General features: G+C 34.4%; 17 protein-coding genes. 15 read left to right on the plus strand and 2 right to left on the minus strand.

Annotated elements, in window-relative coordinates; genetic code table 11:
- Positions 1-93: 93 nt before the first annotated feature.
- From FC72_RS07770 to FC72_RS07780, 3 genes are all read left to right on the plus strand, one after another.
- Positions 94-906 carry an alpha/beta fold hydrolase gene (locus tag FC72_RS07770; protein WP_057766481.1) on the plus strand — a complete coding sequence of 271 codons (813 nt, stop codon included), beginning with the start codon at positions 94-96 and terminating at the stop codon, positions 904-906.
- A gap of 56 nt (positions 907-962) precedes the next feature.
- A complete protein-coding gene (locus FC72_RS07775; RefSeq protein WP_057766483.1) occupies positions 963-2,243 on the plus strand; it encodes a cation:dicarboxylate symporter family transporter in 1,281 nt (426 codons plus the stop codon).
- Between the two features lie 137 nt (positions 2,244-2,380).
- Positions 2,381-3,334 (plus strand): aldo/keto reductase, encoded by a 954-nt coding sequence (locus FC72_RS07780; RefSeq protein ID WP_057766485.1) that lies wholly within the window; start codon positions 2,381-2,383, stop codon positions 3,332-3,334.
- Between the two features lie 152 nt (positions 3,335-3,486).
- Here FC72_RS07780 and FC72_RS07785 read toward each other — a convergent pair whose 3' ends face one another.
- On the minus strand, positions 3,487-3,894 hold the full coding sequence (locus FC72_RS07785) for a MerR family transcriptional regulator (protein WP_235805162.1): 408 nt from the start codon (positions 3,892-3,894) through the stop codon (positions 3,487-3,489).
- Between the two features lie 24 nt (positions 3,895-3,918).
- On the minus strand, positions 3,919-4,548 hold the full coding sequence (locus FC72_RS07790; RefSeq protein WP_235805163.1) for a CPBP family intramembrane glutamic endopeptidase: 630 nt from the start codon (positions 4,546-4,548) through the stop codon (positions 3,919-3,921).
- A gap of 130 nt (positions 4,549-4,678) precedes the next feature.
- Between FC72_RS07790 and groES the strand changes: the two genes are divergently transcribed.
- The 12 genes from groES to ruvB all read left to right on the plus strand — a co-directional run bounded on the left by groES (position 4,679) and on the right by ruvB (position 18,421).
- Positions 4,679-4,963, plus strand: a complete 285-nt coding sequence (gene groES, locus FC72_RS07795) for a co-chaperone GroES (RefSeq protein ID WP_057766489.1) — start codon at positions 4,679-4,681, stop codon at positions 4,961-4,963.
- 43 nt (positions 4,964-5,006) lie between these two features.
- Positions 5,007-6,644 carry a chaperonin GroEL gene (groL, locus tag FC72_RS07800; RefSeq protein ID WP_057766491.1) on the plus strand — a complete coding sequence of 546 codons (1,638 nt, stop codon included), beginning with the start codon at positions 5,007-5,009 and terminating at the stop codon, positions 6,642-6,644.
- Between the two features lie 374 nt (positions 6,645-7,018).
- On the plus strand, positions 7,019-7,828 hold the full coding sequence (locus FC72_RS07805) for a MerR family transcriptional regulator (protein WP_057766493.1): 810 nt from the start codon (positions 7,019-7,021) through the stop codon (positions 7,826-7,828).
- Positions 7,829-7,908: 80 nt separating this feature from the next.
- A complete protein-coding gene (locus FC72_RS07810; RefSeq protein WP_057766495.1) occupies positions 7,909-8,586 on the plus strand; it encodes a DUF554 domain-containing protein in 678 nt (225 codons plus the stop codon).
- 234 nt (positions 8,587-8,820) lie between these two features.
- A complete protein-coding gene (locus tag FC72_RS07815; RefSeq protein ID WP_057766497.1) occupies positions 8,821-9,498 on the plus strand; it encodes a DUF554 domain-containing protein in 678 nt (225 codons plus the stop codon).
- Positions 9,499-9,609: 111 nt separating this feature from the next.
- Positions 9,610-10,584 carry a ketopantoate reductase family protein gene (locus tag FC72_RS07820; RefSeq protein WP_057766499.1) on the plus strand — a complete coding sequence of 325 codons (975 nt, stop codon included), beginning with the start codon at positions 9,610-9,612 and terminating at the stop codon, positions 10,582-10,584.
- Positions 10,585-10,731: 147 nt separating this feature from the next.
- The gene (locus FC72_RS07825; RefSeq protein ID WP_057766501.1) at positions 10,732-11,271 is read left to right on the plus strand and encodes an SLAP domain-containing protein; all 540 of its coding nucleotides are present in this window, start codon (positions 10,732-10,734) and stop codon (positions 11,269-11,271) included.
- A gap of 216 nt (positions 11,272-11,487) precedes the next feature.
- A complete protein-coding gene (locus FC72_RS07830) occupies positions 11,488-12,291 on the plus strand; it encodes a TIGR00282 family metallophosphoesterase (protein WP_057766503.1) in 804 nt (267 codons plus the stop codon).
- Between the two features lie 12 nt (positions 12,292-12,303).
- Positions 12,304-14,916: a DNA mismatch repair protein MutS gene (gene mutS, locus FC72_RS07835; RefSeq protein WP_057766505.1), complete on the plus strand. Its 2,613-nt coding sequence runs from the start codon at positions 12,304-12,306 to the stop codon at positions 14,914-14,916.
- Between the two features lie 14 nt (positions 14,917-14,930).
- On the plus strand, positions 14,931-16,781 hold the full coding sequence (gene mutL / locus FC72_RS07840) for a DNA mismatch repair endonuclease MutL (protein WP_057766506.1): 1,851 nt from the start codon (positions 14,931-14,933) through the stop codon (positions 16,779-16,781).
- Between the two features lie 2 nt (positions 16,782-16,783).
- A complete protein-coding gene (gene ruvA / locus FC72_RS07845; protein ID WP_057766508.1) occupies positions 16,784-17,374 on the plus strand; it encodes a Holliday junction branch migration protein RuvA in 591 nt (196 codons plus the stop codon).
- A 15-nt stretch (positions 17,375-17,389) separates the two neighbouring features.
- Complete coding sequence (ruvB, locus tag FC72_RS07850) at positions 17,390-18,421, plus strand: Holliday junction branch migration DNA helicase RuvB (protein WP_057766510.1); 1,032 nt, start codon at positions 17,390-17,392, stop codon at positions 18,419-18,421.
- Positions 18,422-18,432 lie beyond the last annotated feature (11 nt).

Genomic DNA, 18,432 nt, shown 5'->3' on the forward strand with positions numbered 1-18,432 from the left:
AGATACAAAAAAACTGGTATTGATTTTATTCATCAATACCAGAAAGTGTAGAACCATAAATTCCAACCTCATTTTTTTGTTAGGAAGCATATTATGAAAATTGCAATAAATAATACTAAGTTGAGTTATGAAACCGTAGGAGATGGATATCCAGTATATTTTTTCCACGGAATGAGTCAGGATTCAACTAGTATGAAGGAAAATTATGAACCATTAATGTCTGATGGAATCAAAAGGATTTATCTAGATTTACCAGGAATGGGCGAATCACAGGATATTTCTTTAGTAAATAATTCTGATGATGTATTAAATTTAGTGATCGATTTTATACAACAAATTACGGGAGATCAAAAGATCTCCATTTGTGGACATTCATATGGCGGATATATATGTCTAGGACTACTAAAGAAAATTGAATATAAAATTAATTCAGTTTTTATAACTTGTCCAGTGATCCATGCGGATAAAGAAAATCGAGATGTTAGTGTACATAAAAATATTATTCAAGAGAAATTAAACATTGAAGATAGTTATTACCAAAAGTTTTTGGACACTAATGTGTTGATAAATCAAAAAGCTTGGGATAATTATCAAAGAACGATTTTACCTGGTTTAAAAAAGTACAATATTGAATTTTGGAATGAAATTAAGACTAGTCATCATTACAGCTTTTCATTTGAAGATGAGTTAACGGCAGATTTGGCTGATAGTAAAGTCAAAACAACACTTCTTTTGGGGAAAAATGACCAAGTGGTTGGTTATAAAGATCAGTTAGCATTACTTGATCCGGATAACGAAATCGAAATTTATATTTTAAATGATGCCGGACATAATTTATTTACTGATAGAACAAAAGAGTGGCAAGATTCGTTTAAAAAATTCTCAAAATCTATTAAAAAAAATTAATTTGATTAGAAAAAATCTGCTATAATATAACTCGACGCTTTAAGGGGGCTTCTAAATTGCAAAAGCAAAAGTTTTTTCGGCTTAGTCTAGGCTGGCAAATTATTATCGGACTAGTTCTAGGTATAATTTTAGGACAGATCTTTTATCACAATAAGGCTGCAATAACAGTCATGCAAAACATTGGTACGATGTTCATTTCATTAATTCAAATGATCGTTTTACCTATCGTTATATCTTGTTTAACAGTTGGTATCGCCAACATGGGAGATATAAGGAAGCTTGGGCGTATTGGTCTAAAAACTTTAATTTATTTTGAAGTTATGACTACTCTAGCTATTATTATTGGTATTTTAGTTGCTAATATCACTCATCCGGGTACTTATATAAATATTAACGATTTAAAGGGTTCAAGTATTTCGCAGTATACGGCTTCTGCCTCAAGTGCAAAACACTCTGGCATTTGGTCAGTCTTAATGGGGATAATTCCAACAAATATCTTTGCTGCAATGGGTAAGGGTGATATGTTGCCAGTTATCTTCTTCTCAGTCTTGTTTGGACTAGGAACTGCATCACTAGGTAAGCAAGGTAAGATCATTACTGATCTATTGAATGCTGTTGCTAACGTAATGTTTAAAGTAACAAATTGGGTTATGCGTACAGCTCCAATTGGTGTCTGTGCCTTGATTGGTGTAACAGTTGGTGAAATGGGATTTGAATCACTTAAACCATTGGCACTGTTTATCCTTATTGCATATGCGACAATGGCGTTCTTTGTATTTGTTGTAATGTATATTGTCGGAAGAATTTTCCATGTAGACTTCTTTGAATTATTTAGAATCATTGAAAATGAATTTGTCTTGGCTTTCACTACTGCTAGTTCAGAAGCTGCCTTGCCAAAGATGATGGAAAAAATGCAAGATTATGGGGCCACAAAGGGAATAGTTTCATTTGTTATTCCAACCGGTTACACATTTAACCTTGATGGTTCCGCAATTTATCAGTCTCTAGCTGCTCTATTCTTAGCTCAGGCATATCATATTAATTTGTCTATAGGACAACAGATTACTTTGGTGGTTGTCTTAATGTTGACATCTAAAGGGATGGCCGGAGTTCCAGGAGCATCATTTGTTGTATTGTTAGCAACCGTTTCTACGATCGGTGTCCCAATGCAAGGATTAACATTTATTGCCGGTATTGACCGTCTAGTTGATATGGGACGTACAGCCGTTAACGTTGTCGGAAATTCACTTGCTACAATCATTATTGCCAAAAGTGAAAATGAGTTTGATGATGATAAGCGGAAAAATTATGTCGCCAATTATAAACGTGGAGATTAAAAATTCAGAAATGAAAATAGGAGTTGTGACTTGTGTCACGGCTCTTTTTTTGTGTATTGGTTGACTTAGACTATGGTCGAAGAATTATTCTTTATCTGTAGGATATTTTAAAGATATATTTCAGAAAGGAATTGAAAATGAAACAAGTAAATATTGGTAATACAAATTGGACTGCTTCCGCTGAAGCATTAGGTATCATGAGAATGGAAGCTTTATCAACTAAGGATGCTGCTAAAGCAATAGATACAGCTTACGATAATGGTATAAATTATATTGATTCTGCGGATATTTATGGAATGGGTAACTCAGAAAAAGTCTTTGGTAACGCATTAAAAGAATCAGGTGTTTCTAGAGATGATCTATATATTCAATCAAAGGGAGGAATCGTAACTGATCCTAAACGTAGTCATGGAAGCTTTGTTTTTGGTAAGAGATATGATTTTTCAAAGAAACATTTGATTAAGACCGTTGATGAAATATTAGAGAGAATGCAAATAGATTATCTTGATGCATTTTTATTGCACAGACCAGATCCATTGATGGAGCCAGAGGAAATTGCTGACGCATTTGATGAATTACAAACTTCTGGGAAAGTACGTCACTTTGGTGTTTCAAATTTTAACCCAGAACAGTTTAAATTAGTTCAAGAATCGATTGATCAAAGATTATTGATCAATCAATTACAATTCAGTATTAAGCACACAGGAATGGTCGATTTTGGAATGCATACTAATATGGCCGATCCTCGTTCTATTGATCATGATGGTGGATTATTAGAGTTTTCTAGACGTATGGATGTAACTATTCAAGCTTGGTCACCATTTCAATATGGTATGTTTGAAGGAACGTTTATTAATAATGATAAATTCCCAGAACTTAACGATAAATTAGCCGAATTGGCTGATAAATATAACGTTTCAAAGAATGCCATTGCTGCAGCATGGATATTAAGACATCCTGCTAATATGCAAGTTGTTATTGGGACAATGAATCCTGAACATATCAAAGATAGTGCTGATGGTGGCAATATCGAATTAACAAAACAAGAATGGTATGACATATACTTTGCTGCTGGTAATGATTTGCCATAGAAGATAAAGAGAGTGTGCCAACACATGGTCAGCTTTCGAGTATTAAGGCAGACAAGCCCATCAATCCGATTTTGGATTGATGGGCTTGTCTGTTTTAAGCGGAAAAAGCTATGTGTTGGCACACGTTTATGCTGCATGTTTTCTTTAAATTTTTAGCACTCTATGCCGTCTTCAGTACCGGCCTCACATGCTCTTGTATAATAATAGATTTTATGATCGACCATGTCTAAATATCCTTGAACTTCTTGTAATTGTTTCTCAACATCTTTTCGATGTTTATTGAAAAATGCTAGACGTTCGTTTAAAGTACAGTCTCCTTTTTGGCACAATTCTATAAATTGTTTTATTTCTTTTAAACTCATACCAGTATTTTTTAGACAATTGATAGTTTGAAGAAATTCAAAATCATGTTCTTTAAAATGTCGACGTCCACTAGGATCTCTATCGATAAAAGGTAGCAATCCTTTTTTATCATAGTATCTAAGTGTGTATGAACTCATACCAGTTATTTTAGCGACATCGCCAATTGTATAACCCATAATTTTTCCTTTCGAAAACATAATTATTCTTATTATAATCTATGCCTACATAAAAAAACTAGTGATGACGACGATTGTGTTCATAATGAAATGACTCGCGGCACTAACGTAAATATTCTTTGATCTGTAATAAATAAATGCAAACCACAATCCCATTCCCATATAAATAATAAATCTTGTATCTTGATGCATAAATGCAAAGAAAGCCGCTGAAATGATTGCTGCCCAATAGATATTAGTAAGAGTTATTAAATTTGAAAAGAATAGTCTTCTAAAAACAATTTCTTCCATGATTGGTGCACAGACCAACACGTAAATAAAATAGTAAGGATAAGCTGATACTAGCGTTAACAATTGAGTAGTATTAGCTGATTCGACATTTTGATGTAGGATCAAGATTTCAATTAAGCTAATACCGAATTGAATAACTAATGCTCCAATCGTACCGATAAGGATCCATTTAATTTTATTAGAGCTAGAAGTTTTTTCTTCGATATTATTTGGAGAACTTTTCTGTGTTAAATAAATCATCGAAATAGTTGTAACGATTGCTGCAATTGTTAGGATGATGAAATAGCTGGAACCGGTTACTTTAAGCATTGTCAGGGCTGATCCTACAAATAATAAAAGTATGTAGATCAAGAGAGTTGAAAATTGATTTTTGAAATAAGTCATAAGTTCTCCTTAATTTTTTTAAAGGTAAATACTTGCATGTTCACAAGAAAATGTTAATATTAAACATGTGATTAGCACAAGACAAGTTCGAGTGCTAAAGTTAAAAATTTAATCATCGGAGGGATTCAAATTGTTAAAACCACTTGGAGACAGAGTTATTGTAACAGTCGATAAAGAAGAAGAGAAGACAGTTGGCGGCATTGTTTTAGCTAACAACGCTAAGGAAAAGCCACAAACAGCTGAAGTTGTGGCTGTAGGTGCAGGAGCCGTTACAGAAGATGGAAAGAAGTTACCAATGAATATTAAAGTTGGCGACAAGATTCTCTTTGATAAGTATGCTGGTTCAAACGTTAAATATGATGACAATGAATATTTAATCCTTCATGAAAAAGATGTCATGGCAATCGTTGAATAATAAATATTATAAATAATTTTAAATGATAATTGGAGTGTGAATAATGGCTAAAGAAATTAAATTTTCAGAAGATGCACGTTCAAAGATGTTGGACGGTGTTAACAAGCTTGCTGACACAGTTAAAACAACTATCGGACCTAAGGGTAGAAATGTTGTTCTAGAAAAGAATTATGGTTCACCAGAGATTACAAATGATGGTGTTACTATTGCTAAGAATATTGAATTAGAAGACCATTTTGAAAACATGGGTGCAAAGCTTGTTTCTGAAGTTGCTTCAAAGACAAATGATATTGCCGGTGATGGTACTACTACAGCTACTGTATTAGCTCAAGCAATCATCAAAGAAGGTATGAAGAACGTTACTGCTGGTGCTAACCCTGTTGGAATCAGAACAGGTATTGAAATGGCTACTAAAGCAGCTGTTGATGAATTACACAAGGTATCACACAAAGTTTCAGGTAAATCAGATATTGCTCAAGTAGCATCAGTTTCTTCAGCTAGTGAAGAAACAGGTAAGTTAATTGCTGATGCCATGGAAAAAGTTGGTAACGACGGTGTTATCACAATTGAGGAATCAAAGGGTATTGATACAACACTTGATGTTGTTGAAGGTATGCAATTTGATCGTGGATATATTTCACAATACATGGTTACAGATAACGATAAGATGGAAGCAGATCTTGATAATCCATACATATTAGTAACAGATAAGAAGATTTCAAATATTCAAGATATTTTGCCATTATTACAACAAATCGTTCAACAAGGTAAAGCATTGTTGATCATTGCTGATGATATTGACGGTGAAGCATTACCAACACTTGTTTTGAACAAGATTCGTGGAACATTTAATGTTGTTGCTGTTAAGGCTCCTGGCTTTGGTGATCGTCGTAAGGAACAATTACAAGATATTGCTACATTAACAGGTGCTAAAGTTATTACATCAGATCTTGGACTTGAACTAAAAGACACAACAATGGATCAATTAGGTCAAGCTGGTAAGGTTACAGTTACAAAGGATAACACAACAATCGTTGAAGGTTCTGGCGATAAAGATGCTATCAGTGAACGTGTTGATACAATTAAGAAACAAATTGCTGAATCAACATCTGACTTTGATCGTGAGAAGTTACAAGAACGTCTTGCTAAACTTGCTGGTGGTGTTGCCGTTGTTAAAGTCGGTGCTGCTACTGAAACAGAATTAAAAGAACGTAAATACAGAATTGAGGATGCTTTGAACGCTACACGTGCCGCTGTTGAAGAAGGTTACGTTGCTGGTGGTGGTACAGCATTCCTAGATATCATTGATACTGTTAAGGCAGTTAAGGCTAAGGGCGATGTTCAAACAGGTATCAACATCGTTGTTAGAGCCCTTGAAGAACCAGTACGTCAAATTGCTGAAAATGCCGGACTTGAAGGTTCAGTTATTGTTGAACATATGAAGGGTGAAAAGCCTGAAGTAGGTTACAACGCTGCAACTGATAAGTGGGAAAACATGGTTAAAGCCGGAATTATCGACCCAACTAAAGTTTCACGTTCAGCATTGCAAAACGCTGCCAGTGTTGCCGCACTATTGTTGACAACAGAAGCCGTTGTTGCTGACAAACCTGATAAGAATGCTCCAGCTGCACCAGCAGCCGGTGCAGGTGCAGGCGCACCTGGTATGGGCGGTATGATGTAGAAAAGAGAGTGCAGGCAGGACGGTCAGACTTCGAGCATTGCCTAGGATAAGGCAGGTGACACGAAGTGTCGCATGACTTATTCGTAGCAAGCACAGAAGTTTGTCCTGCCGGAACTCGTTTTGATCAGAGAGTGTAACAAAGCGTTTAACTTTTGAGCATTGCCTAGGATAAGGCAGGTGACACGAAGTGTCGCATGACTTATTCGTAGCAAGCGCAGAAAGTTGCTTTGTGGAACTCGTTTTAGATTAATAATTTACAAAAAATAAGTTTCAAAAATAAACCATTAATTAGACAAATAATAGTCATCCCTATACCAACACAGGGATGGCTATTTTTTATGCTAAAATGAAGAAAAACACTTGAGGATATACTTATGGATCAATTATTTACTATTGGACAACTATCAAAATTATATGATATCAAAATACCGACATTACGATATTACGATGAAGTTGGTATTTTAAAGCCCGCCAAAGTTGACCCAGAATCCCACTATCGCTATTATTCAACAGAAGAATTTGAACGTTTAAATGTCATTAAGTATTTGAGGGCACTAGATGTATCTATAAGTGATATTAAAAATTTCTTTGATGCACGTGATATTTCTACACTAGAGAACTTATTGGAAAAACAGCAAACGCAAGTTGAACAACAGATGAAAACTTTACAAGCTGTTAATGGACGAATTACTTCTCGATTAAAGCAAGTACGAGATGCCAAAAATTCAGTATTAGGCAAAATAGAATACTTGAATTTGCCAAAGACACCAATTGTATATCTACAAAGTGATTACCATTTGGGAGAAGATATTGAAGTCCCCTTAACTGAATTAAGAAGAAAATATGGTTTAGACCAAGCAATATTTTTGGGTAAAATTGCATTGTCATTAAATAAACAAAATATTTTGAATAATAAATATGACCAATACAGTGGAATTTTGATGATTTTGGAATCAGGTGATGAGCGTGAAGCTACTTCATTTTTGGCTCAAGGTTCTTATTTGAGAATTAGATTTCATGGGACGCATGAAGATTCCGCTGATTCATATCGTCAACTTGTTAAATATTGCCATGATCATTTGTTGACGATTATTGATGGTGCAATTGAAATAACCTTGATAGATTACGGTATTACCAATGATTTTGACAAATACGTTACTGAAATTAGACTTCCCGTTAGGTAAAAGACAAACATTATTGACTCTCTAGGTACTTGATAGTTTATATTAATTATGTAATCGCTTACTCACAAGGGAGAAAAATAATGATTGGGACACTATTTAATGTAGCAATGATTATTGGTGGAAGTATTTTAGGTAAATTTTTTCACAATGGAATAAAACTTGAATATCAAAGAATATTGACTCAGGGACTAGGATTGTCAGCTATGGCAATTGGAATCAATGCGGTAGTCGAATATATGCCCAAAAGTCACTATCCGGTATTATTTATTGTCAGTCTTTCAGTAGGTGGACTGATTGGCGAATGGATCAATTTACAAAAGAGATTTGATGATTTTGTCAATAAATTTTCTAAGAGTAATTTGGCAGAAGGTTTAGCCACAGCAATTTTACTATATTGCATTGGCTCGCTATCTATACTTGGGCCAATTCAAGAGGCCCTAGAACACGATTTAACTTTCCTATTGACCAATGGAATTTTGGATGGAATTACTTCAGTCGTACTGGCCTCAACTTTTGGCATAGGTATTGCCTTTTCGGCGGTAGCAGTATTTATTTGGCAAGGTAGTATATACGGAATTGCGCTGCTACTTCAGAATTCAATTAATAATGATGTGATCACAGAACTTACAATTGTCGGAGGTATATTGATAATTGCTTCTGGAATAGGGTTATTAGAGATTAAGAAAATCAATGTTGTTAATTTATTACCATCTTTGCTTGTTCCAATCGTAGTTATTTCAGTAATGCAGTTATTTTAAGAGATTGGGACAAAACTATTTTTCACTTAAACATGCGACATAAAATTGAAACAAAACATAGCTTTTCCGCTTAAACCAAATAATCCCAACAATCCAAAATCGGATTGTTGGGACTATTTTCTTTAATGCTCGAAAGCTGGGCATGTTTTGTTCCGCTCTTTTTTTATTACTAGATTGACCCTCTAGTAGCCTGAGAGTTTATATTAATAATATTTACTCGTGGGGGATGATATTATGATTGGGACAATTTTTAATGTATCGATGATTTTAATTGGTAGTATTATAGGACGATTTTTGCATAAAGGAATGAAACCAGAATTTCAAAAAATATTAACACAAGGCCTGGGATTGGCGGCAATGGTAATAGGAATTAATGCGGTTGTTCAGCATATGCCAAAGAGTCACTACCCAGTATTGTTTATTGTTAGCCTAGCCATTGGTGGTTTGTTGGGGCAATGGATCGATTTGCAATCTAGATTTGATAAATTAGTCGGTAAATTTTCAGGTGGAAATCTAGCAGAAGGGTTAGCTACAGTTATTTTATTATATTGCATTGGTTCTTTATCTATTCTGGGTCCAATTGAAGCTGCGTTGAAACATGATTACACATTTTTATTCACTAATGGAATGCTGGATGGAATTACGTCGATTGTTTTGGCGTCAACTTTTGGATTAGGAATTGCATTTGCGGCTGTTGCTGTTTTGTTATGGCAAGGTAGTATTTATATGATTGCTTTATTTTTTCAAGGAGCATTAAACACCAATATGATCAATGAATTAACGATTGTTGGTGGAATTTTAATTTTGGCATCAGGATTAGGTCTATTGGAAATTAAAAAAATTAGTGTTTTAAATCTTTTGCCATCTTTAGCAGTTCCACTAATTTTAATTTTCTTATTAAGCTTGTTTTAATTTAGAAAGATTTCAAAACTGATATTTTCACTTATTTTATTAAAGTCCCTTGACAATGATTAAAAAGTATCTAATAATGCATAACAACATATAATTTGGAGGCGACTATTTATGAAATATGCAGTATTAGGTGCAGGTGCAATGGGATTGAGATACGGAGTTCTTTTACAAGAGGCTGGTTTTGAAGTTGATTTTGTGGATATTTGGGATAAGCAAATTGAAACAATTAAACAACAAAATGGTGTGTTTGTATCTCGTGATGGTGAAAATAAGCATCTTGTACCAATTAACATTACGTCACCTGAAGATTATATGGGTTCTCCTGATGTTTGGATCGTCTTTGTAAAACAGATGCAATTGGCGGATGCTTTAAATAGAGCAGAACATCTATTTACCAAAGAACAATATGTTGTTGCTCCAATGAATGGCATGGGACATATTGAAAAATTAGATAAGTATTTTGAAAAAGATAAGGTAATAAGTGGAACAGCAATGATTGCTACTGTCTTGAATGGACCTGGTGATGTGGATTTCATGGGTCCATCGGGTGCAGGTAGTATGAAATTAGTTAATCAAAATGAAACTCCAGATGAAGTTACTAAACAAATTGCTAATGATTTTACAAAGGCTAATTTGAATCCAGAAATCACTACTAATTTTCAAGGAACTCTAATGGCTAAGGTTATTTTGAATTCAGTCTGTAATACGCTTTGTACTATGTTTGGAATTAAGATGGGTGAATTTATTCAAGCACCAACAACTGAAGCTTTAAGTAAACAGCTTATTAATGAAGCCTTTGATGTTTGTGAACGTGCTGGAATTAAATTATTGAATACTAGACAACAAGAATGGGAAACGATTAAGTTTGCAGCAACTAAAAGTATGCCACTCCATTATCCATCCATGTATCAGGATATGTCCAAGCATCGACCTACTGAAGTCGACTATATTAATGGTTATATTTATGAATTGGGTAAGAAATACAATTATGAAGCTACAACACATGATTACTTACGTAACTTAGTTCATTTAGCTGAATTTACAAACGACTTTGATCCTGAAACTTTGACTGCAGAAGTAGAGTAGAAAAAAAGAGTATCAACAGTATAAAATTTGTTGATACTCTCTTTTTCTGAATTTTTATTAGGATTGGCTTGTTAATTAATTATAAACAGGTGTTTAAAATGGGGGGGGTACGTGTTAGGATGAACTTATATTAGGGAGGAAATTATTATGAAAAGAAGTCTATTAAGTAGTGTCACTATTTTGTTAGCTTTAAGCATGATGTCTACGACTGTTTTTGCATCGGATGTAACTAATGATGATTATGCGATAACAGACGAAGATGGAAACAGTGTTACCAACAACTTAGATTTAGATAATTTCGGTGTAACAGTAACTTCTAGTTCAGCCCAACTATACGATATTAATGGAAATAAAATTTCAGCTAGTTTAAATCAAGGAACATCTTGGAAAACAGATAATGAGCGTTACATAGGTGATTCAGTCTATTATCGTGTGTCAACGAACGGGTATGTGAATAGTAGTGACGTTTATCTATATAAACCTATTAATGAAGTGATTAAAGCGATGGGGGATAAACCTGTTGTTCTCTATAATAATCAAGGGCAATTGATCAAAAACTCCAACAGAGCGTTAGCGCCAGGATCAACTTGGAGAACAGATCGAGTTATTACAGTAGATCATATAAGTTATTATCGTGTTTCAACTAATGAATTTGCGGTGTTATCTGATATTTCATATGTAAATTAGAGCGCAAGAAATCATGTTCAGCTTTCGAGCATTAAGGTAAACAAGTCTAGCAATCAAAGATTGCTAGACTTGTTTGCTTTAAGCAGAAAAAGCTATGATTTCTTGCGCGTTTGTTCTGAGTATATAACGTACTAATTTTTATCTAAGCACAGTCTCTTTTTAATTTTCAACAATATTGATACAATATCATAGGTAAAGATGGGGGAATTTTATATAATGAAAATACTTTTCGTTGGGGATGTCGTTGGAAAAATCGGCCTTAAAACTGTGGAAACTTATTTGCCAGAAATCAAGCAAAAAGTTAAACCACAGTTAACTATCGTTAATGGTGAAAACGCTAATGGTGGTAAAGGAATCAAGGTCGAAGATTACCAAAGGATCCAAGTGGCCGGTGCAGATGTTGTATCTGGTGGAAATCATATTTGGGATAAGCGTGAAGTTTTAGAATTTATCGACGATCCTAAGAAGAGTATCTTACGTCCATACAATTTTTCAGGCGCTGATGTGCCTGGTCGTGGTGTAATTGAAAAGAAGGTCAATCAAAAAAAGGTTTACATTATTAACATGCAAGGTACTGCTTTAATGCAACCCTTGGATAATCCTTTCTTAGCTTTTGATAAATTACTACCTACTTTAGATAAAGACGCTGTTAAGTTTGTTGATTTTCATGCTGAAACAACTAGTGAAAAGATAGCAACTGCAAAGTATTTAACAGGACGTGTTTCTGCGGTTGTTGGAACACATACGCACGTTCAAACAAATGATGCTCGTGTCTTTGATAAGAAGACGGCATATTTAACTGATGTTGGTATGACTGGCTCATATGATGGGATTTTAGGCGTTAAAGAAGAGCCTATTATTACTCGCTTTTTAACACAACGTCCAACTGAATTTGATGTTGACGAAGATGGCCGTATGCAAATAGGGTTTTGTGTTATTGATATTAATGATCAAACTAACTATGCTCGTAGTATTAAAAATTATGTAATTAATCCTGATAATCAAAAATTTTTAAATTAGTGGAGGAAATAGATGCCACAAAAAACTAAAGAAACTCCAATGATGCAACAGTATCTCGATATGAAAGATGAATATCCAGATGCTTTTTTGTTTTATCGTGTTGGAGATTTCTATGAAATGTTTTATGATGACGCAGTCAAAGGTTCACAAATACTTGAATTGACTTTAACGTCACGTAATAAAAAAGCGGATGAAAGTATTCCTATGTGTGGAGTACCTCATAAAGCTGTACAAAGTTATATCGATATTTTGGTCGATAAAGGTTATAAAGTAGCAATCTGTGATCAATTAGAGAATCCACAAGATGCTCAAGGAATGGTCAAGCGTGGAATAACTCGCGTTGTAACTCCTGGAACAGTTATGGATGAATCAGCTAATCAAGCAACTGAAAATAACTATATTACTGCTATCGGTCGCAATAAAAATCAATTTGGATTAGCCTATGCGGACTTATCAACAGGTGAAGTCAAAGTAACTGTTGTTAATAATTCAATTGATTTGATCAATGAATTACAAAACCTTAATACTAAAGAATGTGTTGTTTTCAAAGATTTGGCTAAAAAATATCTCGAACCGATTCAGAAAATCGGCATCTTGATTTCAACAATTGATGAAATAGATAACAACTTTGATTATGACTTTAGTAATATTTCTGATGATTTAGAAGTAAGTACTGTAAAAATCCTTATTTCATATTTGATCGAAACACAAATGCGTTCACTGGATCATTTGAAGCCAGCTGAGACGTATGAAACAACAGCATATTTGTCCATGGATCATACAGCGCAGAGTAATTTGGAATTATTTCAAAATTTAAGAACAAATAAAAAGTCTGGAACACTTTTGTGGCTTTTGGATGAATCAAAAACCGCCATGGGTGGCAGACTTTTAAAGCAGTGGCTATCGAGACCGTTGATCAATCAAAGTGTTTTGGAACATAGACAGCACATAGTAGACGTGTTTTTACAGAATTATTTTCAACATTCATCATTTCAGGATTATTTAACAAAAGTCTATGATTTGGAGAGATTAGCTGGTCGTATTGCTTATGGAACTGTTAATGGACGTGATTTAGTTCAATTAAAGACATCTTTGGAACAAGTTCCGATGATAAAACAAATTTTGTTGGATATTGGGGACTATGACCTTGATGCTTATGTGGAAAAGATTGATGAAGTTAACGATGTTCATTCACTGATCGATAAATCTATTAGCGATGAACCACCTATTTCAGTTACAGGTGGTGGATTGATCAAACAAGGCTATAATGAACAGCTTGATAAATATATTGATGCCTCTAAGAATGGTAAGCAATGGATGGCAAGTTTGCGAGCTAAAGAACAAGAAGTAACTGGAATCAGTAACTTGAAAATCGGTTACAATAAAGTATTTGGTTACTATATTGAAGTTACTAAGTCTAATGTGGATAAAGTACCTGAAGGTCGTTATCAAAGAAAGCAAACTTTGACCAATGCTGAAAGATATATCACTCCAGAACTAAAAGAAAAAGAGAGCTTAATTCTTGAAGCAGAAGAGAAGTCTCAAGCTTTGGAATATCATTTGTTTGATGAAATCAGAACTAAAATCAAACAACAAATCAGAAGGATTCAAAATTTAGCCAATATTTTGTCACAACTAGATGTTTTACAAAGTTTTGCAGTTGTCAGTGAAACTTATCATTATGTAAAGCCAACATTTACAAAGGGCCATGAATTAAAAGTCGTAAATGGTCGTCATCCGGTTGTTGAAAAAGTTTTGAGTAATAATAGTTATATTCCAAATGATGTTACTTTTGATAGTAAAACAGATATTTTATTGATAACTGGTCCTAATATGTCTGGTAAGAGTACTTATATGAGACAGATGGCATTGACTGTTATTATGGGACAAGTGGGATGTTTTGTACCTGCTGAAAAGGCTGAATTGCCTATTTTTGATCATATCTTTACACGAATCGGTGCTGCCGATGATCTTATTTCTGGTGATAGTACTTTCATGGTTGAAATGCGGGAAGCAAATGATGCTTTGAAGAATGCTACTGAAAATAGTTTGATCATTTTTGACGAAATAGGTCGTGGTACAGCCACATATGATGGTATGGCATTAGCTCAAGCTATCATTGAATATATCGATGAAAATGTTAAAGCTATGACAATGTTCTCAACACATTATCATGAGTTAACTGAATTAGAATCTCAGTTACCTGGAGTTAAAAATGTCCACGTTGATGCTTCTGAAGAAAATGGTACTTTGGTATTTTTACACAAAGTTTTACCAGGACCTGCGGACAAGTCATATGGAATTCATGTAGCCAAATTAGCAGGATTACCAAACGAAGTTTTAACACGTGCTGATACGATACTAAGCAGTTTGGAAGATACCGCACCTAAAGAAATCAAAGTTGAACCAGCTGTTGAAAACGAAGAACCAAAAATTGATGAAGTAAGTGAACCAGAACTAGAGTCACAACTTTCACTTTTCCCAGAATTAGAACAAAAACCTAAGGGAAAATTAAATAAGGGTGAACAAAAAGTTGTTAACGAGTTACAAAAACAAGATTTAATGAGTGTCACACCAATTGACGCCATCAATCTTTTATACAAATGGCAAAAAGAACTTAAATAAAGAAGGTGGAAAATTTGGGGTTGATTCATGAGTTACCAGTTGAATTGAGTAATCAAATTGCAGCTGGTGAAGTAATTGAACGTCCGGCATCAGTTGTTAAAGAGTTAGTTGAAAATGCAATAGATGCTAAGGCTACGCAAGTGTTGATCACGGTTTATCAATCTGGTCTTCGTTCAATTGAAATCAATGATAATGGTGTGGGTATTGCACCAGATGATGTTGAGATTGCCTTTCAACCTCATACCACTAGTAAGATATCCACAGACCATGACCTATTTAATGTTAAAACATTGGGATTTCGTGGAGAAGCTTTAGCAAGTATCGCTTCAGTTTCTAAATTGACTGTGGTTACAAGTACTGATGGGAAATCGGCTGTGAAAGCTGAATTTTCAGGAAATAGTTTGTTAAAAAAAGAAACACATGCCCGTTCAAAAGGGACAACTATCACAGTTGAAGACTTATTTTTTAATACACCGGCTAGATTAAAATATGTAAAATCTTTGCACACTGAATTGAATAAAATAGTGGATATAGTGGATCGTTTAGCAATGGGACATCCAGAAATTTCCTTTAGACTTATTCATGAAGGAAAAGATTTAGTATGGACCTCTGGTAATGATAATTTACAACAAACAATTGCAGGCATTTATGGTAGAACAATTGCAAGTCATATGTATTCTTTTGAAAATAGTGATGCAGATTATCAAATTAAAGGATTCTTTTCTAAACCAGATACAACACGCTCTAATCGTTCATACATTTCTTTGATTTTAAATGGTCGTTATATAAGAAATTATCAATTGGCTAATGCTGTTATTAGAGGATATGGTTCTAAACTTATGATCGGTCGTTTTCCAATTGCAATTATTGATATAAATTTAGATCCAAGTTTAGTTGATATTAATGTCCATCCGACTAAACAAGAAGTTAGATTGACAAATGAAGGTCATATTGCTGATTTAATAAGTGATGGAATTAAGCAAAAGTTATCGACACAAAACTTGATACCTGATGCCGTTAAAAACTTAGAACGTAAAACAACTGTTGATCAAATTGAGCGACCTGAACAGATCAGTTTGGATGACTTATCGATGGTTGAGCATATAAGTGAACCAGAACCTGATTCAAAGCCAATTACTACTGAAAAATCTTCTATAGAAGAACTTGAATCTCATCCAATTTTTGATGATCCAGAACATTTAAAGTCATGGGATGAAAGATTAAAAGAAGAAACCGAGCCAACTGAGTCAGTTTCAACTTTTCCTGATTTACACTATATTGGACAAATTCATGGAACATATTTAGTTGCTGAAAGTCCAGAGGGTTTCTATCTAATCGATCAGCATGCAGCTCAAGAGCGGGTCAACTATGAGTATTATCGAAAACAAATCGGTGAAGTCGCCGCTGACCAACAACGATTGTTGGTACCAATAGTCTTAGATTATCCTAATTCTGAAAGTATTTTGATTCGTGAGAAAAAACCAATTTTAGAAAGTATTGGATTATATTTAGATGATTTTGGACAAAACAGTTTTGTTGTTAATACGCATCCCACTTGGTTTGTAGCTGGACAAGAAGAATCAACTATCAGAGAAATGATTGATTATGTTTTGAATGATTCTAAGATTTCCGTTGCTGCATTTAGAGAAAAGAACGCCATTATGATGAGTTGTAAACGTGCCATTAAAGCTAATCAACATTTGGATGACAAACAAGCTGCTTTCTTATTGAAAAATTTAGCGAAAGCAGAAAATCCATATAATTGTCCACATGGTAGACCAGTATTGATAGAATTTAGTAATAGAGATTTAGAAAAAATGTTTAAGCGAATTCAAGACTCGCATGACACAAGAGAAAGTGAATAATAATGTTTGAATACTTAAATGGAATTATTACAGAAGTTGATCCGGCCTATGTGGTTGTTGATGTTAATGGTGTAGGTTATAAAGTTCAAGTGGCTAATCCTTATCGTTATCAACAAGATGAAAAGACTAAGATCTATGTAGAACAAATCGTTCGTGATAACGAACAATCTTTATATGGATTTTATGATTTGAATGAAAAACGCATTTTTCTTAATTTGATCAGTGTTTCGGGAATTGGACCAAAAAGTGCCCTAGCCATTTTAGCTGGGCAAGACCTTAATGGATTGATTTCAGCAATTGAAAATAATGATGTGAAATTCTTGACGAGATTTCCTAAGATAGGTAAAAAGACCGCTCAACAAATTGTTTTGGATCTAAGCGGTAAGTTTACAGCTCAAGGTCAAATGACTTTAGGTGAGGAACCGACAGTATTGAGCTCTGGAAATAAAGAATTAGAAGATGGTATGTTGGCCTTAGAGTCATTAGGATATACAGCACGTGATATTAGTAAAATCAAACCTAAATTACAAAAAGAGGCTCTTGATTCAGCGGATGCTTATTTGAGAGCCGGATTAAAATTATTAACAAAATAGAGGGGAGGATAACTAATGGGAAATAATGATAATGAAAACGATCGTTTAACTGATGCTGATTCATTAGATGATATTGAAGATATTGTTGAGCAAACGTTACGTCCAACAACCTTTGACCAATATTTAGGACAAGAAAAAGCCAAAAAAGAATTAGATGTTTATATCAAAGCTGCTAAGCAAAGACAACAAACATTGGATCATGTTTTGCTATATGGACCTCCTGGGTTAGGTAAAACAACGCTTGCAATGATCATTGCTAATGAAATGGGAGTAAATATTCATACAACTACTGGACCTTCGATTGAAAAGTCAGGTGATCTAGTGGCAGTGCTAGATGAATTATCACCAGGTGATGTACTTTTTATTGATGAAATTCACCGTATGCCACGATCTGTTGAAGAGGTTCTTTATTCAGCTATGGAAGATTTCTACATTGATATAATCGTTGGTCAAGGAACAGAAGCACGTTCACTTCATCATGAGTTAGTTCCGTATACTTTGATTGGGGCAACTACTACTGCAGGTAAATTGTCAGCTCCTTTAAGAGATAGATTTGGAATTGTTGAACATATGGAGTATTATTCAGAGGCTGAACTATCGAAAATTGTTTTTAGATCTGCTAACGTTTTGAATATTAATGTCGATGAAGAAGGGGCTCACGAGATTGCCAGAAGATCGCGTGGAACGCCTAGAATTGCCAATAGATTACTAAAACGTGTCCGTGATTTTGCTCAAGTTGCGGGTAAAGATATGATAGATTATGATATTGCCGAATCAGCTTTAAACCAACTACAAGTGGATGATGCTGGATTGGATAGATTAGATAGAAAAATCTTGTCGATGATGATCGAATTGTATAATGGCGGACCACTTGGAATCAAAGTTATTGCTGCTAATATTGGTGAAGACCAAGAAACAATTGAATCAGTATATGAACCATATTTAATGCAAAAGGGATTTTTGAAAAGGACTGCTAGAGGACGAATCGTAACTCGTAAAGGCTACGAACATCTTGGCTATACGTATCCTGACAAGAAGAACGATTAAGGAGAATTAAG

The sequence above is a fragment of the Companilactobacillus tucceti DSM 20183 genome (assembly GCF_001434665.1).
GTDB classification, from domain to species: domain Bacteria; phylum Bacillota; class Bacilli; order Lactobacillales; family Lactobacillaceae; genus Companilactobacillus; species Companilactobacillus tucceti.